The organism is Sphingopyxis sp. OPL5 (genome assembly GCF_003797775.2).
Classification (GTDB): Bacteria; Pseudomonadota; Alphaproteobacteria; order Sphingomonadales; family Sphingomonadaceae; genus Sphingopyxis.
The window spans coordinates 3,216,823-3,237,096 of record NZ_CP060725.1 but is presented as its reverse complement, the minus strand read 5'-3'; the positions used below and the strand labels follow the sequence as shown (position 1 = coordinate 3,237,096).

20 protein-coding genes are annotated in these 20,274 nt (G+C 65.6%); 10 read left to right on the top strand and 10 right to left on the bottom strand.

Annotated features, from left to right (window positions below; translation table 11 throughout):
• Nucleotides 1-40: 40 nt before the first annotated feature.
• The 4 genes from groES to EEB18_RS15635 form a co-directional block, all read right to left on the bottom strand.
• On the bottom strand, nt 41-331 hold the full coding sequence (gene groES / locus EEB18_RS15650; RefSeq protein WP_056346358.1) for a co-chaperone GroES: 291 nt from the start codon (nt 329-331) through the stop codon (nt 41-43).
• Nucleotides 332-464: 133 nt separating this feature from the next.
• Nucleotides 465-1,862 (bottom strand): MATE family efflux transporter, encoded by a 1,398-nt coding sequence (locus tag EEB18_RS15645; protein WP_187140887.1) that lies wholly within the window; start codon nt 1,860-1,862, stop codon nt 465-467.
• 99 nt (nt 1,863-1,961) lie between these two features.
• Nucleotides 1,962-3,155 (bottom strand): TIR domain-containing protein, encoded by a 1,194-nt coding sequence (locus tag EEB18_RS15640; protein ID WP_187140888.1) that lies wholly within the window; start codon nt 3,153-3,155, stop codon nt 1,962-1,964.
• A gap of 23 nt (nt 3,156-3,178) precedes the next feature.
• Nucleotides 3,179-3,769 carry a Pycsar system effector family protein gene (locus EEB18_RS15635; RefSeq protein WP_187140889.1) on the bottom strand — a complete coding sequence of 197 codons (591 nt, stop codon included), beginning with the start codon at nt 3,767-3,769 and terminating at the stop codon, nt 3,179-3,181.
• 162 nt (nt 3,770-3,931) lie between these two features.
• Here EEB18_RS15635 and EEB18_RS15630 point away from each other — a divergent pair, with 162 nt between their 5' ends.
• From EEB18_RS15630 to EEB18_RS15620, 3 genes are all read left to right on the top strand, one after another.
• Entirely contained in the window at nt 3,932-4,168 is a 237-nt protein-coding gene (locus EEB18_RS15630) for an acyl carrier protein (RefSeq protein ID WP_077148728.1), read from the top strand.
• A 94-nt stretch (nt 4,169-4,262) separates the two neighbouring features.
• Entirely contained in the window at nt 4,263-5,465 is a 1,203-nt protein-coding gene (gene spt / locus EEB18_RS15625) for a serine palmitoyltransferase (protein WP_187140890.1), read from the top strand.
• 113 nt (nt 5,466-5,578) lie between these two features.
• A complete protein-coding gene (locus EEB18_RS15620; RefSeq protein WP_187140891.1) occupies nt 5,579-7,540 on the top strand; it encodes a response regulator in 1,962 nt (653 codons plus the stop codon).
• A gap of 206 nt (nt 7,541-7,746) precedes the next feature.
• Here EEB18_RS15620 and EEB18_RS15615 read toward each other — a convergent pair whose 3' ends face one another.
• From EEB18_RS15615 to EEB18_RS15605, 3 genes are read right to left on the bottom strand one after another with little or no spacing between them, the layout of a single operon-like run.
• Nucleotides 7,747-8,610 (bottom strand): hypothetical protein, encoded by an 864-nt coding sequence (locus EEB18_RS15615; RefSeq protein ID WP_187140892.1) that lies wholly within the window; start codon nt 8,608-8,610, stop codon nt 7,747-7,749.
• 8 nt (nt 8,611-8,618) lie between these two features.
• Nucleotides 8,619-9,593 (bottom strand): diacylglycerol/lipid kinase family protein, encoded by a 975-nt coding sequence (locus EEB18_RS15610; RefSeq protein WP_056346343.1) that lies wholly within the window; start codon nt 9,591-9,593, stop codon nt 8,619-8,621.
• 6 nt (nt 9,594-9,599) lie between these two features.
• A complete protein-coding gene (locus EEB18_RS15605; protein WP_056346341.1) occupies nt 9,600-10,073 on the bottom strand; it encodes a DUF2141 domain-containing protein in 474 nt (157 codons plus the stop codon).
• A 121-nt stretch (nt 10,074-10,194) separates the two neighbouring features.
• On the opposite strand from EEB18_RS15605, the gene lptF reads away from it, so the two are divergent.
• Genes lptF through EEB18_RS15590 form a run of 3 tightly spaced genes read left to right on the top strand, consistent with a single transcriptional unit; the run spans nt 10,195 to nt 12,883 of the window.
• Nucleotides 10,195-11,415: an LPS export ABC transporter permease LptF gene (lptF, locus tag EEB18_RS15600; RefSeq protein ID WP_187140893.1), complete on the top strand. Its 1,221-nt coding sequence runs from the start codon at nt 10,195-10,197 to the stop codon at nt 11,413-11,415.
• Entirely contained in the window at nt 11,415-12,512 is a 1,098-nt protein-coding gene (gene lptG, locus EEB18_RS15595; RefSeq protein ID WP_187140894.1) for an LPS export ABC transporter permease LptG, read from the top strand. Before lptF ends, lptG begins: the two co-directional genes overlap by 1 nt.
• 23 nt (nt 12,513-12,535) lie before the next feature.
• A complete protein-coding gene (locus EEB18_RS15590) occupies nt 12,536-12,883 on the top strand; it encodes a hypothetical protein (RefSeq protein WP_187140895.1) in 348 nt (115 codons plus the stop codon).
• Here EEB18_RS15590 and EEB18_RS15585 read toward each other — a convergent pair.
• Complete coding sequence (locus EEB18_RS15585) at nt 12,880-13,986, bottom strand: fatty acid desaturase family protein (RefSeq protein ID WP_187140896.1); 1,107 nt, start codon at nt 13,984-13,986, stop codon at nt 12,880-12,882. The genes EEB18_RS15590 and EEB18_RS15585 overlap by 4 nt on opposite strands.
• Before the next feature lie 118 nt (nt 13,987-14,104).
• Between EEB18_RS15585 and EEB18_RS15580 the strand changes: the two genes are divergently transcribed.
• The 4 genes from EEB18_RS15580 (at nt 14,105) to EEB18_RS15565 (ending at nt 18,915) form a co-directional block, all read left to right on the top strand.
• Nucleotides 14,105-15,274, top strand: coding sequence for an N-acetyltransferase (locus EEB18_RS15580; RefSeq protein WP_187140897.1), 1,170 nt, complete (start codon nt 14,105-14,107; stop codon nt 15,272-15,274).
• Nucleotides 15,275-15,367: 93 nt separating this feature from the next.
• Nucleotides 15,368-16,798 carry a DUF1800 family protein gene (locus EEB18_RS15575; protein WP_187140898.1) on the top strand — a complete coding sequence of 477 codons (1,431 nt, stop codon included), beginning with the start codon at nt 15,368-15,370 and terminating at the stop codon, nt 16,796-16,798.
• A 3-nt stretch (nt 16,799-16,801) separates the two neighbouring features.
• A complete protein-coding gene (locus EEB18_RS15570; RefSeq protein WP_187140899.1) occupies nt 16,802-17,920 on the top strand; it encodes a DUF1501 domain-containing protein in 1,119 nt (372 codons plus the stop codon).
• 68 nt (nt 17,921-17,988) lie between these two features.
• Nucleotides 17,989-18,915: a class II glutamine amidotransferase gene (locus EEB18_RS15565; protein ID WP_187140900.1), complete on the top strand. Its 927-nt coding sequence runs from the start codon at nt 17,989-17,991 to the stop codon at nt 18,913-18,915.
• A gap of 59 nt (nt 18,916-18,974) precedes the next feature.
• Here the strand turns inward: EEB18_RS15565 and EEB18_RS15560 are convergent, their stop codons facing one another.
• Entirely contained in the window at nt 18,975-19,526 is a 552-nt protein-coding gene (locus EEB18_RS15560; RefSeq protein ID WP_187669013.1) for a hypothetical protein, read from the bottom strand.
• Nucleotides 19,527-19,539: 13 nt separating this feature from the next.
• On the bottom strand, nt 19,540-20,271 hold the full coding sequence (locus EEB18_RS15555; RefSeq protein WP_056346325.1) for a peptidase: 732 nt from the start codon (nt 20,269-20,271) through the stop codon (nt 19,540-19,542).
• Nucleotides 20,272-20,274 lie beyond the last annotated feature (3 nt).

Genomic DNA, 20,274 nt, shown 5'->3' with positions numbered 1-20,274 from the left:
TTTACACTGAAATCGCATCCGCAAGGGACGCGGGGACGGTTCAGGCGATGACGCCCAGAATGTCCGATTCCTTCATGATCAGCAGCTCTTCGCCGTCGACCTTGACTTCGGTGCCCGACCATTTGCCGAACAGGATGCGGTCGCCCGCCTTGACGTCGAGCGGGGTCACCTTGCCATCATCGGCGCGGGTGCCGGTGCCGACCGAGACGACTTCGCCTTCCTGCGGCTTTTCCTTGGCGGTGTCGGGGATGATGATGCCGCCGGCCGTCTTTTCTTCGGCTTCGATACGGCGGACAAGCACGCGGTCGTGCAGCGGACGAAATTGAGCCATGGGACTCCCTCCAAATGATACGAACTATAGTCCTTTAGCACTCGCCACGGGGGAGTGCTAACAGGCGGGCATATGGGTGGGAGTCAGATAGGCGTCAAGGCGACTCCCACAAGATTCTTGCGAAGTTTTTGCGTCAGGCCGGTAACAGGCCGAGCCGGGCGCGCATCCGCCACCGCAGCAGCAGCAGCCCGGCAACGAGCACCAGCCCGACCGCCAACCCGATCCACACCCCGACTCCGGCCCATGGCGTCCAGAAGCCGAGGTAGATCGCGGTGCCATAACCGCCGATCCAGTAACCGCAGATCGCGATGATCATCGGGGTGCGCGTGTCCTGCAATCCGCGCAGCGCGCCCGCCGCGACCGCCTGCGCCCCGTCGAACAGCTGGAAAGCGGCGGCGACGACCAGGAACTGCATCGCGAAGCCGACGAGCGCGGCGTTCTTCGCGGCATCGACGTCGACATAGATCGACAGCACCAGCGACGGGAACAACCACATCGTCAGCGCGGTGACGCCCATGAAGCCGATGCCGAGTATCATCGCCGCGGTACCGGCATAGGAAATGCCGCGATGGTCGCCCGCGCCATAGGCCAGGCCGACACGGATCGTCGCCGCCTGCGCGACGCCGAAGGGAATCTGGAAAGCCAGCGCCGCGACCTGCAGCGCGATCGTGTGGCCGGCAAGCTGCGCCTCGCCGATGCGGCCCATCAGGAAAGCGGCGCCGGTGAACAGCCCCGCCTCCGCCAGGATGGTCAGTGCGATCGGCGCGCCGATGCGCAACATTTCGAAAAAGCGCGTCCATTCGCTGCGCCACCAGTTGCCGAACAGGTGATAGCGCCGCAGCCGCCGGTCGGACTGGATGATGAAGACATAAGCGAGCAGCATCAGCGTGCTGGTGATCACACTGGAGATCGCCGAGCCATGAAGGCCGAGCGCGGGCATGCCGAGATTGCCGAACACCAGCATCCAGTTGCCGAGCGCGTTGACCCCGAGCGCACCAAAGGTGATCGCGGTCGCGATCGTCGGCCGGCCGAGCGCCGAGACGAAGATCCGAAGCACGCTCGCCGCGATCATCGGGAACATGCCCCACATCAAGATGAGCAGGAACCCGGCGGCGCGCGTCGACATGTCGGCGCCCTGCCCTGTCGCGATCATGATCGGCCCGCCCGCCGCACATATCCCCATGAAGACCGTGGCAACGAGCGCGCTGAGCCACAGCGCCATGCGCACCGTGCGCCGCACCTCGCGCACCGCATGTTTGCGGCGGCCGAGTTCGGCGGCGATCAGCGGCGCCGACGCCCCGACCAGTCCCGAGCCGGTCCACAACAGCAACCCGAAGATCGAAACGCCGAGCGACGAGGCGGCGAGCGCCGCGTCGCCGAGCCGCGCCACGAAGATCACGTCGATCGCATGGACGAGCATCTGCAACAGGTTCGCCGCCGCCAGCGGCCAGGCGAGCGCCAGCGTCGCCCGAAATTCGGTGCGAAGACCCGACGGAACATCCGCGGTCAGGGGGGCGGCGGTCTGCAACACAGCCGGCCCGAATAGGCGCGGCCGCAGGGGGTTTCAATCGAGCGTTGGTGCCGGGCCCAAGATTGTCGGCGATGGTGGCATATTGGCCACATTCAGCGATCAGCGCAGGCCGGGGTGATAGGGCTCCATCAGATAGATTTCGACGCGCCGGTTCGCCGCATCGCCTGGGTCGCGGCCTGGCAGCGGTGTCTCCGCGCCTTTGCCGGTCCAGGTCAATGTTCCTTCCGGAATCCCCTTCAGCGCGAGTTGTTCCGCCATTTTAATGGCCATGTTCGATGCGTCGCGGCTGTTACCGCCCTTTTCCACATGACCCTCGACAACGACCAGACCCGGACAATTCCGCCATGCGAGCCAGGCGCTGTCGGCCGCCTGCTTCCATTGCGGTTGCAGATCGGTACGCCCGGGCAAGGCGGCGATGCGAAAGGGATTGGTTCCGGGGCACCGCGCGGGTTTGTCCTTTCCCGCCACCCCGGTCGCGGCCGGGGCGGCGGCGGGATTGTTCGGCACAGGCACGCCTTGCGACGGACGTTCGGACAGCGGGCCGTCGATTGCCGCATTCTGTGCCTTGTCGCTGGTCGTGAAACGATCGAAAAGCGCGATCGTACCGAACAACAGCAGCACGGCGATTGCGACGGTCCAGCCGTGACGACCTATCCATGATAGCGGGGATACGGCGGCGGATTCGGCTGGTGCCGGTGTCGGGATGGAGGTCGCCGGCGGCGCGATATCGGCTGCGGGCGCCGTGGCTTGCGCCAGGGATAAGGCGGGCTCGGGCCGGATCAGCAGCGCCAGCCGCTGCTTCGCCTTGTCGACCAGCGGGTCATCGGGGTTGGCGGCGATCCAGCCGCGCCAGCGATCGGCGTCGGCATCCTGTTCGCAGCGAACATAGTCACCAAGTCCCGGCCGCCCGGCAAGCCGTCCGATCCGCGTCACGATCTGCCGCCAGCCCTCACCCGACTGGAAGTCGGGCGCGTCGAACAGGTCGATCGCCTGCACCGACGCGAATTCGAGCGGCGGCAGGCAATCGTCGAGCCGGATCGCGACCAGCCGGTTCGTCTGCCGCCCGGTCCGCGCCTCGGCGCGGATCCAGTCGCTGTCGGCGGCGCGTTCGGACCAGAGCACGAGCACCGCGCTGGCTCCGCGCACCTCGCGCTCGATCTCGCGGTCGAAATCGGTACCGGGTTCGATATGCGCGTCGAACCACACCGATAGTTTCAGGTCGACGAGCGCGTTGTAGATCGCGACGCAGCGCGCCCGCTCCTCGCGCTTGTAGCTGATGAAGACGTCGGTCATCTTTGGCCTAATGCTTCACGCCGTCATTTGCTCCACAGCATCGCCATTTCGACCGCAAAGGCGATGAAGGTCGCGGTCAGCCCGACAACGAACAGCCGATAGGCATAGGCCAGATAGCGATATTTGCGCCGCGCCAGCACGATGCCGTTCTGATAGGTGTCGCGCAGCATCGTTTCGTAAATATCTTCCTCGGTGCGCAGCCGCGTCTTCACCGCGTCGATAAACTCATCCTCCTCCATCTGCGAAAAGCGCCCGAAGAACAGGATATTGCTGTGGTCCTTGCCGTCGCGATAGACGATCGGCGGCGCCTTTCCCACGCGCGGCAGCACCGCCGAGATCGCGAGCAGCGCCGACAGGAAGGAAAAGGTCGCGAGGATCGCCAGCGGCACCGCGAGCGCGCCCGCCCCGGCGCGCGCCTGCCCGATCGCGAGGGTGAAGACGACGAAGGTCGCCCCCATCAGGATCGACGCCTTTTGATCGGCCATCTGCGACAGCGTCAGCGTGATCTGCTGGTTGGTGCGCACCAGATGGACCGCGTTCGGCGGAAAGCTGATCGCGGGCGGCGGCGCTGCCGCCCCGGTCGGGTTCCTGGTCTCGCTGGCCTTGTCGTCCATCGGCTTGCCCCTGCCATGCCTGTGTGGTGCGACCCGCAGCAGCGATGGCACGTCCGTCCGGCGCGGGCAAGATGCTGCCCGAATCCCGCCGCATTCGCTTGCCAAGCAGGGGACAGCGCGGCATGCCCGCGCGCAAGTTTATTTCCTTAAAGGGACGCACCCATGAGCACCGCCCTCACCGACCAGATCCACGGCCTGATCGAACCGTTCAACAAGAAGGGCGTCGAGCTGACCGACGCCACCACCTTTGCCGGCGATCTCGAATGGGACAGCCTGACGGTGATGGATTTTGTCGCCGAGGTCGAGGACACCTTCGACATCATCATCAGCATGAACATGCAGGCAGAGATCGAAACCGTCGGCCAGCTGATCGCCGCGGTCGAAAAGCTGCAGGGCTGATAGCTTTGTGTTCCCCGGAGAACGCCGGGGTCCATGCGATATCGCGCCACTCATCTGGACCCCGGCTTGCGCCGGGGAACACGGAAGACCAAAAATGACCGACCTTTTTTCGAAATTCGATCCGCTGATCCAGCAGCGCGAGGATCTGCTCGCGACCGGCGTCACCGATCCGTATAATCTGGTGATGGAGAAAGTCGTCTCGCCGACCGTCGCGATCTGCAACGGGCGCGAGACGATCCTGCTCGGCACCTATAATTATATGGGCATGACCTTCGACGAGGACGTCATCGCCGCGGGCAAGGATGCGCTCGACAAGTTCGGCAGCGGCACCACCGGCAGCCGCGTCCTCAACGGCACCTATCAGGGCCACAAGGAGTGCGAAGAGGCGCTCAAGGAATTTTACGCCATGGATCATGCCATGGTGTTCTCGACCGGGTACCAGGCGAATCTCGGGATCATTTCGACGATCGCGGGCAAGGGCGACTATGTCATCCTCGACATCGACAGCCATGCGTCGATCTATGACGGCTGCGCGATGGGCAATGCCGAAATCGTCGCGTTCCGCCACAACGACGTCGAAGCGCTTGAAAAGCGCCTGAAGCGCCTGCCGCCCGAGGCAGGCAAGCTTGTCGTGCTCGAGGGCGTCTATTCGATGCTCGGCGACATCGCGCCGCTGAAAGAGATGATCCGCGTCTCGAAGGAAGCCGGCGCGATGGTGCTGGTCGACGAGGCGCATTCGATGGGCTTCATCGGCGAACATGGCCGCGGCGTCGCCGAGGCGCAGGGCGTGCTCGACGACGTCGACTTCGTCATCGGCACGTTCAGCAAGAGCGTCGGCACCGTCGGCGGCTTCTGCGTGTCGAACCATCCGAAGTTCGAAATCCTGCGGCTCGTCTGCCGTCCCTATGTGTTCACCGCCTCGCTGCCGCCGAGCGTCGTCGCGACCGCGGCGACGAGCATCCGCAAGCTGATGCACGGGTCGAACAAGCGCGCCCATCTGTGGGAAAATTCGAAGCTGCTGCACAAGGGTCTGCGCGATCTCGGCTTCACGCTCGGCACCGAAGAGCCGCAGTCGGCGATTATCGCGGTCATCATGCCCGACCTCGAACAGGGCGCGATGATGTGGGAAGCACTGCTCGAAGAGGGGCTCTACGTCAATCTCGCGCGTCCGCCCGCAACCCCGGCGGGCATGACCTTGCTGCGCTGTTCGCTCTGCGCCGAGCATAGCAGCGAACAGGTCGGCGAAATCCTCGGCCGCTTCGAACGTGCGGGCAAACGCGTCGGCATTATCAGCTGAATCGAGTGGGCTGGCCGACCAGCGGACTCATTTTCGGGGCGAGTTGACGAGGCCGACGCCCGGCGACTCGTTCGCGGCTTTTCCACGCGGCGCTTGTCCGGTACAAGCGCCGGGTGTTCGAGCGGGATTATGACAGCGAAAACGATGGCCGGCGGGAGCGTCTCCGCTTCTGGCTGACGATCGGCGTCGGCGCGATCCTCGTCGGGGTCGTCGTCGCGCTCGTCCTGCTCGTGACCCGCGCCAACGACAATTACGACCGCTCGCTCGGCTGGCAGGCCCACAGCCTCGAAGTCATATCGCAAACGCGCAGCCTCGACGCCGCGCTCGCGCGGTCGGAGGCGGCGCTCGGGCGTTTCGCGGTCGGGCTGCAGAAAGAGGATGGCCGCGTCTATCAGCAGCAATGGGGCCTCGCGCGCCAATATCTGACATTGCTGCGGCGCAACGTCCGCGACAATCCCAAGGCGGCCGAACTGGTCGGGCAGTTGACGACCGAACTCGACCGCCGCGGCGCGCAACTCGGCGACGCGGCGCTCAGCGCCAACTACCGGCAGACGATCGCGGCGATCTCAAAATATAACGCCGCGGGCCACGACGTCGCGCTGATCCGCATCGACCGCTTGCTGACTCAGTTGATCCAGAACGAGCGCACCCTGCTCGCCGAGCGCAATCGCCTTGCCGCCTCGGACCGCGACAGCCTCAACCAGGCGATCCTGCTATTTTCGCTGCTCGGTGCCGCCGCCGCGATCATCGCCATCGCCGCAACCTTTTCGCTGATCCGCGCCGAGGGCGATCGCCGACTGGCGCGCCGCGAACAATTCGCCGAGACCGACCGCGCAACCCAGCTCGAAGCCGCAGTCGCCGACCGCACCGCCGAGCTGGCTCAGGCGAACCTCGCGCTGCGCAACGAGATGACCGAGCGCGCGGTGGCCGAGGACCAGCTGCGCCAAGCCCAGAAGATGGAGGCGGTCGGCCAGCTGACCGGCGGCATCGCACACGACTTCAACAATATGCTGGCGGTCGTCGTTGGCGGGCTCGAACTCGCGCAGCGCTGGCTCGCCGACGCGCCCGACAAGGCGCAGCGACACATCCACAATGCGCTCGACGGCGCCAACCGCGCCGCCGACCTGACCCGCCGCCTGCTCGCCTTCGCGCGGTCGGAACCCGCACGGCCCGAGATGATGGTGGTCGACGACAGCATCGCCGCCTTTGCCGAACTGATCGAACGCACGATCGGCGACCGCATCGCGCTGACGCTCGACCTGCAGGCGCCGGGACTCGCGGCGTGGCTCGACCGCCAGCAGTTCGAAAATGCGCTGCTCAACCTCGCGGTCAATGCGCGCGATGCGATGGAGAGCCATGGTTCGCTGACGATCCGGACGCTCGGCGACGGCGAGGATGAACCCGCAGCGCTCGCGGTGCAGGTAATCGATACCGGCTGCGGCATGTCGCCCGATGTGCTCGAACGCGTCTTCGACCCCTTCTACACCACCAAGCCTGCGGGACAGGGCACCGGCCTCGGCATGAGCCAGGTCTTCGCTTTCTGCCGCCAGTCCGACGGCGAGGTGCAGATCCAGTCGACCGAGGGCGAAGGCACCAGCGTCGCGATGCTGCTGCCGGTGATCAAGCGGCCCGAAGCCATGCCGACCGAAATCGTCGCATCGCCGGTGGCCGCGACCGAGGCCGCAAGCGAAGCGCTGCATATATTGGTCGTCGAGGACGATCCGCGCGTGCTCACCGCGACGGTCGAGGCGGTCGAGGAACTGGGGCACCGCGCGGTCGCGTGCAACGATCCGCGCGACGCCGCGGCGCTGGTCGAAAAACACGGCTTCGACCTGATCCTGTCCGACGTACTGATGCCCGACCTCACCGGCCCCGAACTCGTCGCCGAACTGAAGGAGCGCTGGCCGGCGCTGGCGGTGCTGTTCGTGACCGGCTTCGCCGGCGACGCGAGCGAGGTCGCCGCGTTCGGCGACCATGACGTGCTGCGCAAGCCCTTCACCCTGACCCAGCTCGATCAGGCGATCCGGCGGAGCGGTGAACCGCGGCCGACGGAAAAGATCGCGGCATTCGGCTGAGGTTGGGTCGCTGGTCGGGGGTGGAGAGCGGACATTGGCGATCCTCCCTGTCGCGCAGCGATGGGGAGGTGGCAGCCCGTAGGGCTGACGGAGGGGCCGACGCCGTCAGGCGTCGGTGCGGCGCCGCGGCCCCTCCACCACCGCTTCGCGGCGGTCCCCCTCCCCACGGCTTCGCCGCAGGGAGGATCTACGCCCGCTAGCGGCCGCTACCGTATCGCCCCGCTCTTCATCAATCGCGGCACCAGCGTCAGCGCCGCGACCAGCGGCCATCGCCGCTGCCAGGGCTTGATCTCGATCTTGGTTCCCGCGTGGCGGTTGATCTTCCACGCCAGATAATCGATCCCGCCGGCATAGGTCAGGCTCGCCTTGGCGAGGCGGACGATGCTGAGGGCCTTGCCTTCGGCGCGGCGGCGCATCCAGCCGCCGGCGCGTGCATTCGCCGGGATCGCGGCCATCGCCGCGGTGCTGAAGCGCGCATAGCGTTCGGGGGTCGCGTCGACCACCGACTGCGCCCGGCTGGTGCGTTCGGCGCGCAGCTCGGCCGAGTAAGTGAGCGCGAAGGCGCGGCGCCACCAGTCGAGCGGTTGCTCGCCATCGACCGCGCCAGCGGCGGCAAGCAACGTCGGCGCGGCGCGCGACACCGCGGCGATCGCGCGGTCGCGCGCGGTGTCGTCGACCACCCACACCAGCCGCGACGGCTGGGCGAAGCGCGCCCAGACCGACACGTTGCGCGTCTCGGACCCGTTCAGGCGGTGGAAGTCGGCTTCGCTCAGCACCGCATATTTGGCGATCAGCCCGTCGTGCTGGAACGGAAAGACGTTCGGCGGGATCAGCCGGTTCGCCGCCGCCATCCAGCGCCGGCCATAGGCGTCGCCATAGTCGGACACGATCAGGTAGAAATCGAGCATCAGCCCGTCAAGCTGGGTTTCGCGCAGGCAGCTGCCGTAAAACAGCACCGCGCGCGCCGAGCCGGGATATTGCGCCGCGATCGCCGCGGCCATCACGCGCGCGCGCGGATCGACGGGGGTGGCGAGTTCGGCGCGGACCAGATCGGTCAGGCTGTCGTGCATGACGAGGCTCAGGCGGCGAGCCGCAGGAAGGGAACCGGCTGGGTCGAGGTCAGGACGATCGGGCGCCCCGACTTGGCGATAAAAATCTCGCCGTCGAGGATGACGTTCGACCGCTCGCCCTCGATCCGGATTTCGTCGCCCTGCTGGAAATGCACGCCTTCGAGCGGATTTTGCCCGAGCGTTCCGCGCAAGGTCGCGCCAAGCATGCGGAACAGCGCGCCGGCGCCGCGCTCGACCGCGAGCAGCTTCATCTGGCCGCGCGGGCCCGGACTGTCGTTGGTGCGGATGCTGAGCAGCAGCTTTTCGAGCGTGGTGACGATCAACAGCGAGAATTTGCCGTGAAGTTCGCCCTGGCGGATCAACGACACGATCATCGGCTGCGGCTTGGGCGGCAGCCGCCCGCCGCCGATTCCCAGCAGCATCGCGAACAGCCCGAGGACCGCTGCCAGAACGTGCGACAGCCCGTTGGGCAGGCCGAGCGGATAGATGCGGTTGCGGCAATAGAGCATCACATCGGCCAGATAGGCGCCGCCGAGGAACATGCCGAGCACCGGCCGCGCTTCGCCGCCGCTGTCGAGCGAGATCAGCTGGCGCTGGATCACATGATCCTCGATCCGGCCGGTCTCGACCAGTTCGATCACGCGTTCGAGCGCCTTCAGCGGATCGCCCTCGGCGCCCAGGTCGAGCGCGATCAAATTGGTCTTGCCGTTGGGCAGCACCGCGACCGGCGGCGGCGAACCGCCGAAATAATCGCCCGAATAGAGTTCGGTCAGCGCCGCCTGGACCGTGCCGTCGCCGCCGTTGACGACGATGATGCGCGGGGACACCATCGCGATGGTGCGGATCGCCTCGCCGATCTGGTCGACGTCCTCGACCTCATAATGGAATATGTCGGGATGCGCCGCGCAGATTTCCCGCACCCGCGGCAACAGAGCACGGTTGCCGGTCGAGCGTGGATTGGAAAGGAGCGCGACGCTGGCCATAGTTCCTTACATATATTTCATGGTGATCGAGATCGTCTTTGGCGCATCGCCCACCGCGAACGCCGTCTTCTTGTAGCTCGGCTTGCCGAGGTTGAAGATGTTGATGCTCGGGTTGTTCGACATGCCGCCGCCGTCCGATGACAGGTCGGTCTTGCCGTTGCCATTAACGTCGTGGCGCACCGCGATGCCATAGCTGCCGGCGGCCGGCAGCGGCACGCACACGGTCATCGACGCGGCGCGCACGGGCACCTCGATCCGGTTGATCCAGCGGCCCTTGGCCAGCCAGTCGGCCGATGTGGCGCGATAGGCCTGGACGCGCACCCGGCCCGTTCCGGCCTTGAGGCCGCTGATCTGGACAAGGGTGGACGGACCGCTCCGGCATTTCGACAGGTCGTTCGACAGGACCTGCCCCTCTGCATGTGCCGGTCCCGTGACCGCCAGCAGAATGATGCAGAGTGACGTCGATACAAATTTCGACATGACGCATTAGCTCCCAGTGGCTATAGCCATGCCAGCCAAAGCCGGCACGGGTCCCTGTCGCCCTTGAATCGGCATATCGGAATCATTTGCGGCCAAATCATGGTGATGGGGCGACGAAAGCTTGAATAGATTGCCCGCCATCGACCGCTACATCGCGCGGCTCATCTTCTTCCCCATGCTCGGCACGCTGGTTTTGTCCGCGATGCTGCTCGTGCTGGAAAAGATGCTGCGGCTGTTCGACTTCGTCGCGAACGAAGGCGGCCCGGTCAGCGTCGTCTGGCGCATGCTCGCCAATCTGATCCCAGAATATCTGTCGCTCGGCATTCCGATCGGGCTGATGCTCGGCATTTTGCTGGCTTTTCGTCGCCTCGCGACGTCGAGCGAACTCGATGTGCTGAAGGGCGTCGGCATGAGTTTCGGGCGGCTGATGCGCGTGCCCTATGCCTTTGCGCTGGCGCTGGCGCTGCTCAACCTCGCGATCGTCGGTTTCATCCAGCCGCTCGCCCGCTACGCCTATGAAGGGCTGCAGTTCGAACTGCGTTCGGGGGCACTCGGCGCGTCGATCAAGGTCGGCGAGTTCAATAAGCTGGGCGAACGCATGACGCTGCGGATCGAGGAAAGCTCGAACGAAGGCCGCAGCTTGCGCGGCATCTTCGTGCGCGGCGAGCAGAAAGACGGGCAAAGCGTGTCGGCAACCGCGGCGCAGGGCCAGTTCCTCGCCACCGACGATCCCGACACAATCATCCTGCGGCTGACCCGGGGCGTACTGATCCATGAATCGCCCAAATTCGCGGTGCCGCGCGTCCTGACCTTCGACAATCATGACCTGCCGATCCCGCTGCCCAAGATCGACGCCTTTCGCACCCGCGGCGGCGCCGACCGCGAAAAGACGATCCCCGAACTGTTCGTCGCCGGCAAGGATCAGCGCGAACCGTTGAAGACCCGCCTCGAATCGCGCGCGAATTTCCATTTTCGCATCGTCGAGGTGGTGTCGATGTTCCTGATTCCGCTGATCGCGATCGCGCTCGCCATCCCGCCGAAACGATCGACTTCGTCGCTCGGCATCTTCCTGTCGATCGTGCTGCTGGTGACCCAGCACAAGATCAACGAATATGCCGAGGATATGGGCGCGCGCGGCACCGTCGATCCGCTGATCGCGCTATGGGTGCCCTTCCTGCTCTTCGCGGGCCTCGCGATCTGGATGTATTATACCGTCGCGCATGTGCCTGGCGGCCAGCCGATCGGCGCGCTCGAACGCGTCGCCGCCAAGGCCGGCCAGCGCATCCGCGGGCTGATCACGCTGTTCCAGCGCAAGCCGCGCGCGGTGTCGGCGGCCGACTGATGCACCAGCTCTCCTTCTTCCCCTCGCGCACCATGGCGCTTTATGTCGGGCGCCTGTTCCTCGTCCGCACCTTCGCGATCCTGTTCGCGCTGGTGCTGATCCTGCAGACGCTCGACCTGCTCGGCGAGAGCGGCAAGATCCTGGCGGTCGCGGGCAATGGCGATGCCGAGGTCTGGCGTTATGTCGGCATGCGTATTCCGCAGATCATCGAGACCTTCCTGCCCTTTTCGGTGCTGCTCGGCACGATCCTGACCCTCGCGACGCTGAACCAGAACAGCGAGGTCATCGCGATGAAGGGCGCCGGCATGTCGGCGCATCAGGTGCTCGCACCGCTGTTCCTCGCCGCCTTCCTCGTCGCCGGCATCAGCTTCGCCTTCAACGAACGCATCGTCGCGCGTTCGACCGGGGCGCTCGCCGCCTGGCAAAAGGTTCAATATGCAAAGGTGCCGATCGACAATGGCGTGCGCAGCAACATATGGGTGCGCGCCGGCAACGACCTGATCAACGCGGGCACGGTGCAGACCGGCGGTCCGGTGGTCATATTGAACAAGGTCACCATCTATGAACGCACCGGCGGGGTGCTGTCGTCGATCCTGTCGGCGGACAGCGCGCGCGCGGTCGATGGCGGCTGGGAACTCACCAACGCCAAGCGCTTCCTGCGCCGCTCGGGAACGATCCAGCCGCTCGGCACGATCGTCGCGGCCAAGGGCGTCGCCCCCGACCAGTTCACGCTGGCGCAGGTCAAGGGCGACCAGATGCCCTTCCTCCAGCTCAAGAGCGCGATCGCCGACCTCGAGGCCGCAGGCCGCCCGGTCGACGCGCTAAAGGGCGTGCTGTGGCACAAGATTTCGGGACCGCTGTCGGCGATCCTGATGCCGCTGCTCGGCGCCGTCGCGGCGTTCGGCCTCGCGCGCTCAGGCAAATTGTTCGTCCGCGCCATCCTCGGCATGGCATTGGGCTTCGCCTATTTCGTCGCCGACAATTTCGCCCTCGCGATGGGCGACCTCGGCGCCTACACGCCCTTCCTCGCGGCGTGGGGACCGTTCATCCTCTTCGCGCTGATCGGCGAGATGATTTTGATACGGACCGAGGAATAGCCACTTCCGAGACGGGGCTGACGATGGACGTAAAAAGCATAACTGAAGCAATCTCGGTTGAGGACGGAGTGGTTCAGATTGCTTTCGACCTGTCGGGATCGGACGTCGGTTATCTGATTATCACGATGCCGGAAGCTGGCCATGAAACGGACGACGACTTCTTCGGCCACAACCATTATGTGGAACTGAAGGATCAGCTTTTTGGGCGCTATGGCGGCCTAAGCGGCCTCGACCTTCACGCCGACGATAAACTGGAGATTAGATTGAATTACGGCGTTCCAGAGGTGGGAAATTCGATCCTGATTTTCACAAGCACATCCATCGACGCACCGATGCGTACGTGCCTCCAGCAATTGAAAGAGGTTATTTAAGCAACCCCGCCCCGCGCGGAACCCTGTACCAGCCGCACGACCAGCCCGGGCAGGCCGTCGTAATTCGCGCCATGATATTGCGAATCTGCGGGCAGCGCGTCCTTCAGGCGGCGGTGCGCCTCGGGCAGCGCATGATACGGCACGCCCGGCAGCAGATGGTGCAGCGCGTGATAGCGCAGGCCCACCGGTGCCCAGATTTCGGGCAGGATTCCCGGCGGCGGCACATTGACGCTGTCGAGGAACTGCGCGGTGACGGTCAGTTCGCCGCCGTCATTTTCCCACAGATGCGCGACCAAAGTACGGATCTGGTTGAACACCAGAGTGGTCGACGCGATCGCGCCGAAGATCAGCAGCGCGCGCAACGGGATCCAGCCGAGCACGCCCGCGGCGATCAGCAAGGTCGACCAGGCCCAGGCGCCGCCCTCCTGCCACGCCCATTGGCGGCGGAACTCGCCCTCGGGCGGGCGGCGACGGAACAGCGGGTTGATGATGAGGCCCGAATAGCGCTCCATCACCGGCTTGCGCAGCGGCGGGATCAGAAAGGACAGCGGGGTCAGCACCGCGAAACGGAACAGCAGCGCGATCGGCGCGAACGCCGCGACGATCACGAACAAGGGTACCGTCCACGGCTTCATCAGCGCGAGCGGCAGATATTCGGGATCCTCGACCGTGCCATATTTGGTGCGGTTGTGGTGCAGGCTGTGGATGCCTTCATACAGGAAGGAGGGGATCAGCATCGGCACACCGACCAGCGCATTCCATGCGAGGCGAAAGCCCGGCAGCGCATTCTTGCGGATATGCGTGAGTTCGTGAATGAAGCTGCCCGCGCGATAGAGCGCGATCACCGCGATCACCGCCGACACGATCGCCCAGCCGATCGACGGCGACAGGATCGCCCCCGCAACGCCGGCATAGCCGAGCAGGGTCGAGACGAGGAAATCGGTCCAATAGATGCGTGCGCCGGGGTTCACCAAATCGCGCGTCAGTTCGGACGCCGCGCGCAGCATCGCCTTGTCGTCGGCAATGGCGGACTTGGGGATCTTTGCCGCACCGGACACGAAGGGAGTCGCGAGCCGATCGGCGGGGGGATTGATCGTCGTCATAAGCGTTCACAAACCAGAATTTCGTGGCAGCAAAATGGCCGAATGCGGGTCGCCAGCGCCACAGCTATGCCCTAATGCCTCGCCACAGATATAGGACACATCGTTCAGGAAACCAGCCATGGCCGCACATCATCAGGGCCCCGTCACCATCCACCCCGTCAAGACCAAGGCCGACACGCGCGAATTCGTCGAGCTCGCCTATCGGCTCAATCGCGGCGATCCGGCGTGGGTGCCGCCGCTGAAGGGCGAGGTTTTCGACCTGCTGACCCCGGGCAAGAACCCCTGGTACGAACATGGCAAGGCGCAATTCTTCACCGCGCGCCGCGACGGCCGGACCGTCGGGCGCATCTCCGCCCATATCGACACCCTCGCGCTCGAACAGCCGGCCGAACAGGGCATGGGTCCGGGCACCGGCAACTGGGGCCTGCTCGAGGCCGAAGATGAAGAGGTGGCGCGCGCGCTGCTCGTCACCGCCGAGGACTGGCTGCGCGGCCAGGGCATGACACGATCGCTCGGCCCGCTGTCGATTTCGATCTGGGACGAACCCGGACTGCTGATCGAGGGCTTCGACGACATCCCCACTATCATGATGGGCCACAACAGCCCGCTCTATCGCGGCTGGATCGAGGGCGCGGGCTACAACCCGGTCAAGCAATTGCTCAACTATGGCGTGCGCGTCGACGACGGCTTTCCACCGCTGGTCAACCGCATCGTCGCGGCGGGCGAAAAGAACGAACGCATCCGCATCCGCAAGGTGAACAAGAAAAGGTTCGACGCCGAGGCGAAGCTCATCATGGGGCTGCTCAACGACGCCTGGTCGGACAATTGGGGCTTCGTCCCGCTCACCGACAGCGAGATCGCCTTCATTGGCAAAAAGCTCAAAGACATCGTCTTCGAGGACCTGATCCGCGTCGCCGAACTCGACGGCGAACCCGTCGCGTTCATGATCGTGCTGCCCAATATCAACGAGCTGCTGATCGACATGGAGGGTTCGCTATGGCCCTTCAACTGGGCGCGGCTGCTCTGGTGGCTGCGCAAGCCCAAGAGCCGCACGCTGCGCGTGCCGCTGATGGGCGTCGCCACGAAATTGCAGAACAGCCGCATGGCGAGCACCCTCGCCTTCATGATGATCGAATTCATCCGCCGCGACGCGGTGCGCGACTATGGCACGCAATTTGGCGACATCGGCTGGGTGCTCGAAGACAATCAGGGGATGAATGCGGTCGCCGGGGCGATCGAGGCCAAGGTCAACCGCGTGTACCAGATCTACGACAAGCCCCTGGCCTGAGACGAACCGTGCCGCACGCCGCACGGCCGGTACAGCTTTGCGACATCTTGCCGCGATTATAGGCGGTGGCGAGAGGGGCTGGAAAGGTGCCGCATGGCGATCGACTATCTTGCCGCCAACCGCTTCGGGCTCGGCCACCATCCCGATGACGCGGTGTCGACCTCGGCGCGCGCGGCACAGGCGGCGCTGGAGCGGCAACTGGGCGCCTTCGAGCCGTCGCCGCAAGCCATCGCGGCACTCCCCGGCCCCCGCGAGATCGCCGAGACCTACATCCTCTTTCGCGAGCAGGGCGACGCGATGGCGGGCAAGGCCGGCGCGGCGACCACCGCCGACGAGCGTGGCAGGGAGCCCGCCGCCCGGCGCGAGGCGCGCGAGGCGATCCGCCTCTTCTACATCGACGCCGCAGCCGCGCGCTTCGCCGCCGCCGTCGCCTCACCGACCCCCTTCGCCGAACGCCTCGTCCATTTCTGGGCCAATCATTTCGCCATCTCGACCGAAAAGCAGTTCGTGTCAGGCCTGGCGGGTAATTATGAGTTCGGCGCGATCCGCCCGCACATCATGGGCCGCTTTTCGGACCTGCTGATCGCCGCGATCCGCCATCCCGCGATGCAGCTCTACCTGGACCAGGTGCTCAGCGCCGGGCCCGACAGCCCCTTCGCCGTCCGCCAGAGCCGTCCGCGCGGCCGGCCGGGGCTCAACGAAAATCTCGCACGCGAAATCCTCGAACTCCACACGCTCGGCGTGCGCAGCGGCTATACGCAGGCCGACGTCACTGCTTTCGCCCGCGCGCTCACCGGCCTGTCGGTCGCCGGCCTCGGTCGCGGTGCGCTGCGCCAGCTGGTCCCCGACGGCTCGCAGCCCGGCGACAGCATCTATATCGCCGAGCGTCACCAGCCCGGCGAGCAGATGATCCTCGGCAGGCGCTACCCCGACACCGGCCCGCAACAGGCCGAAGCGGTGCTGCGCGACCTCGCGGCGCATCCCGCGACCGCGCGCCACATCGCGACCAGGCTCGCGCGCCATTTCACCGCCGACGACCCGCCACCGCCTTTGGTCGACCGCCTCGCCGCCGACTTCCTGCGCAGCGGCGGCGATCTCCCGTCGCTCTACCGCACCCTCATCGCTTCGCCCGAACCCTGGCAGGGCGGCCCTGCGATGTTCAAGTCGCCGTGGGACTGGGCGGTGTCGATGGCTCGCGGACTGCCCGTGCCGATGTTCGGCGAGCGCCAGAATGTCCCGGACCTCCTCGGCCAGCTCGGCCAGCAGATATGGCGGCCCGAATCGCCCGCGGGCTTTGGCGATACCGTCGCGACATGGGCCGGATCGGGCGGGCTGATGCAGCGCGTCGACCTCGCCAGCCGCATCACGGCCCGGATCGGCGATCGAGTCGACGCGCGCACGCTCGCGCCGCAAATCCTCGGCGACGCGCTCACCGCCGATCTGGCCGGGGCGATCGCAGGCGCCGACAGCCCGGCACAGGGTCTCGCGATGCTCTTCGCCAGCCCTGCCTTCTTGCGGAGATAGACGATGATCCTGACCCGCCGCACCGTCATCGCCGCCGGCATCGGCGCCGCCGTCTTCCCGGCAATGGCGTTCGCCGCCGCGCCCACCGACCGGCGGCTGATCTTCGTCATCCAGCGCGGCGCCGCCGACGGGCTGGCGATCGCGGCGCCGACCGGCGACCCGGCCTTCGCCGGGGTCCGCGCCGCGCTGGTCGAGGAAGCCGCGACCGGCGCGCGACTCGACGGCCTGTTCACGCTGCATCCCGCACTCGAAAGCGCCGCCGCGCTGTTCGCGGCGCGCGAGGCGCATGTCGCGCATGCGGTCGCGACCGTCTATCGCGACCGGTCGCATTTCGACGGACAGAATATGCTCGAAAGCGGCGGTACGCGCCCCTATGGCCGCGCGGACGGCTGGATGAACCGGATGCTGTCGCTGCTGCCGGCGGACGGGCGCAGCGCGCTCGCGGTGGCCCCGTCGGTCCCGCTCGCCCTGCGCGGCGCCCTGCCCGTCGCCACCTACGTCCCCAGCCGCCTGCCGCAGGCCAATGCCGACCTGATCGCGCGGCTGTCGGCGCTCTACGAAAAGGACGCGCTGCTGCACCCCTTGTGGGAAAGCGCGATCCGCACGCAGGAGTTGGCGGGCGAGATCGGCGGCAACAACGGCCGCAACGGCGCCGACCTCGGCCGGCTCGCCGCCTCGCTGATGCTGCCCGCCGACGGCGCGCGGGTGATGATGGTCGAAACCGGCGCCTGGGACACGCACAGCGCCCAGCGCAGCCGCATCACGGCGCAGTTGCGCGGGCTCGATCAGCTGGTCGGCGCGCTGAAGGCGGGGCTGGGGCCGGCGTGGAAGGACACGCTGGTCATTGTCGCCACCGAATTCGGCCGCACCGTCGCGATTAACGGCAGCGGCGGCACCGACCATGGCACCGGATCGGCGGCTTTGCTCTTCGGCGGCCGGCTGGCGAAGGGCGGCACGATCGCGGCCGACTGGCCCGGGCTGGGCACGGCGGCGCTGCTCGACGGGCGCGACCTCAAACCGACGCGCGGCCTCGAAAGCATGATCGCCGACGCCGTCGCGCATCATTATGCGCTCGACCCGATAGAGGTGAAGCGGACGCTCTATCCTGGGGTGCTGGCCTGAACGAGGCCCTCTCGCCAGGTCCTCTGCCCTCGTGTAGCATCCCTCCCGGTGGGGCAAGGGGATAGCCGATGTGCCGGGCGATGATGTATCTGGGCGAGCGGGTCACGCTCGACGACCTGCTGTTCAAGCCCGATAGCAGCCTCGTCAATCAGGCCTATATGCCCAAGATGCTGCACATGCTGAACCTCGCGGGGTTCGGGATGATGGCGTGGGACGCCGCGTCGCACGCCCCGCACGAGCCGCACCGCTACCGCTCGCCGTCGCTGCCGATCTTCGACGGCAACCTCAAATCGCTGGCGATCAAGACCCGCGCCGAATGCGTGATCGCGCATGTCCGCGGCGTCGCTTACTCGACGACGGTCAAGGTCAGCGAGCAGAACACCCACCCCTTCCACTTCCCCGGCGCCGCGGTCGCGATGGCGCATAATGGCGACATCTATCGCATCGGCGAGATGAAGGGGATGCTGATGGCCGACATCGCCCCCGAACTGCTCGCGCAGATATCGGGATCGACCGACAGCGAATGGGTCTATGCGCTCTTGCTCTCGCAGCTTCCCGACTGGCGCGTCGAGCCCGAGGGCGACACGCTGATCGCGGCGGTTCAGGCGACCGTCGATATCCTCGAGCGCGCGCGGCGCCACCATGGCATCGCCATCTCGTCGAGCTGCAACCTGTTCCTGACCACCGGGCGCCAGATCCTTGGCCTGCGCCACTGTTTCGACTTCGGCCATTACCGGACCGGGTCGCCCGACCAGGTGCATGAGGCGAACATGAATTTCCTGTCGATGTGGTTCACCACCGGCCGCGATTACGGCCTGCACGACGGCGAGTGGCAGATGGTCGGCGGCGAAGAGGAGCCGCGCGCGATCATCGTCGCGTCCGAGCCGCTGTCGTCGAACAGCGCGACATGGATGCCGGTGCCCGAATATGCGATGCTCCACGCCGAAATGCACGGCGACCGGCCGAAATTCCGGGTGGTGCCGCTGGCGCGGTAGAACGATAGAGCGGTCCCCTTCGAAAGCCGATATCACCCATTATTAGTGGAACAACCCGCCTATCGGACAGGCGGCGGCGTTCGCTGACGACAGCGTTGAGAATCGCCGTTTTCATCTTGTACTTCAACGATCTGAAACATGACCGCCATATGGTCGGGCGAAAGGTCTCGCGGCGGAAAATCGACTATGCCGGCATGACATATTCCTCGCCTCGTCAAATCGGCGAGCGCCTCCCTCACGCCATTTGAGTCAGCTTGCGTATCCATCGTGAAAACGAAATATGTTCTCACAAATGCATCCGGCCCTTCCCAATTATCGACCATATGCTTTGAGAGATCGGCTATTTCCCGATGCCGCACAGTCCATTGTCTTTTGACCGGATCGAAACGCGGAATATTCTCCATATTCTCCGGCAGCACCCAATGCGTCTGCTCGGTCGTTTTTATGACATAGGATGGGCTCTGGCTGCCTGCTCGCGCAATCTGAAAAATGACGAGAGCGATGATCGTCAGCAAAGCCAACAACATCGCGCTGATCCATCCTTGACGCCAACTAATCATATCTGAAGGTGAGCCAATATCCGAAACGTCTGATGGCGACCAAACGTTCACCGTTAGCCCGCCGCTAAAAATGAAAATCCGGCAATTCCGCCAGCGCGATGCCCAGCGCCTCGGCCCAGCCGTCGGCGACGCTCTGAAAATAGGCGTCGTTGCGCTCGAAGCGGCGTTCGTGGACCCCGACATAATCGTCGCGCTCATGGATCTTGAGGTCGATCGGCAGGTCGACCCCGGCATTGGCGCGGATCGTGGAATCGAACGAGACGCACAGCAGCTTCACCGCATCCTCGAACGACATCGCGGGATCATAGGAACGCACGATGATCGGGCGGCCGTATTTGGTCTCGCCGATCTGGAAGAAGGGATTGTCCTCGCCCGCCTCGATAAAATTGCCCTCGGGATAGATCAGGAACAGCCGCGGTTCGGACCCCTTGATCTGGCCGCCGACAATGAGCGAGGCGCGGAACAGCGATTCGGCGGCGGGCCCGGCGGGATTGTGGCGGGTGACGATCTGGCGCAGCGTTTCGCCGACGATCGTCGCGACCGCGAACATCGACGGCGCGGCGAGGATCGACGGATGCCGTTCCTCGGGCGCCTTGGTGCGTTCGTCGAGCAGACTGACCACCGCCTGCGTCGTCGCGAGATTCCCCGCCGACATCAAGGTGATGACGCGCTCGCCGGGCAGGTGCCAGCTGCGCATCTTGCGGACCTGCGCGATGTCGTCGACGCCCGCGTTCGTGCGGGTGTCCGACATGAACACCAGCCCCTTGTTCAAACGCATGCCGACGCAATAGGTCATATA

What these genes read in the sequence shown, in the direction of transcription:
- lptG (WP_187140894.1), top strand. Translation starts at nt 11,415, where the DNA reads ATGCACCAGCTCTCCTTCTTCCCCTCGCGCACCATGGCGCTTTATGTC.
- EEB18_RS15590 (WP_187140895.1), top strand. Translation starts at nt 12,536, where the DNA reads ATGGACGTAAAAAGCATAACTGAAGCAATCTCGGTTGAGGACGGAGTG.
- EEB18_RS15570 (WP_187140899.1), top strand. Translation starts at nt 16,802, where the DNA reads ATGATCCTGACCCGCCGCACCGTCATCGCCGCCGGCATCGGCGCCGCC.
- EEB18_RS15555 (WP_056346325.1), bottom strand. Translation starts at nt 20,271, where the DNA reads ATGACCTATTGCGTCGGCATGCGTTTGAACAAGGGGCTGGTGTTCATG.
- EEB18_RS15580 (WP_187140897.1), top strand. Translation starts at nt 14,105, where the DNA reads ATGGCCGCACATCATCAGGGCCCCGTCACCATCCACCCCGTCAAGACC.
- EEB18_RS15605 (WP_056346341.1), bottom strand. Translation starts at nt 10,073, where the DNA reads ATGTCGAAATTTGTATCGACGTCACTCTGCATCATTCTGCTGGCGGTC.
- EEB18_RS15630 (WP_077148728.1), top strand. Translation starts at nt 3,932, where the DNA reads ATGAGCACCGCCCTCACCGACCAGATCCACGGCCTGATCGAACCGTTC.
- EEB18_RS15615 (WP_187140892.1), bottom strand. Translation starts at nt 8,610, where the DNA reads ATGCACGACAGCCTGACCGATCTGGTCCGCGCCGAACTCGCCACCCCC.
- EEB18_RS15610 (WP_056346343.1), bottom strand. Translation starts at nt 9,593, where the DNA reads ATGGCCAGCGTCGCGCTCCTTTCCAATCCACGCTCGACCGGCAACCGT.
- groES (WP_056346358.1), bottom strand. Translation starts at nt 331, where the DNA reads ATGGCTCAATTTCGTCCGCTGCACGACCGCGTGCTTGTCCGCCGTATC.
- EEB18_RS15575 (WP_187140898.1), top strand. Translation starts at nt 15,368, where the DNA reads ATGGCGATCGACTATCTTGCCGCCAACCGCTTCGGGCTCGGCCACCAT.
- EEB18_RS15635 (WP_187140889.1), bottom strand. Translation starts at nt 3,769, where the DNA reads ATGGACGACAAGGCCAGCGAGACCAGGAACCCGACCGGGGCGGCAGCG.
- spt (WP_187140890.1), top strand. Translation starts at nt 4,263, where the DNA reads ATGACCGACCTTTTTTCGAAATTCGATCCGCTGATCCAGCAGCGCGAG.
- EEB18_RS15565 (WP_187140900.1), top strand. Translation starts at nt 17,989, where the DNA reads ATGTGCCGGGCGATGATGTATCTGGGCGAGCGGGTCACGCTCGACGAC.
- EEB18_RS15640 (WP_187140888.1), bottom strand. Translation starts at nt 3,155, where the DNA reads ATGACCGACGTCTTCATCAGCTACAAGCGCGAGGAGCGGGCGCGCTGC.
- EEB18_RS15585 (WP_187140896.1), bottom strand. Translation starts at nt 13,986, where the DNA reads ATGACGACGATCAATCCCCCCGCCGATCGGCTCGCGACTCCCTTCGTG.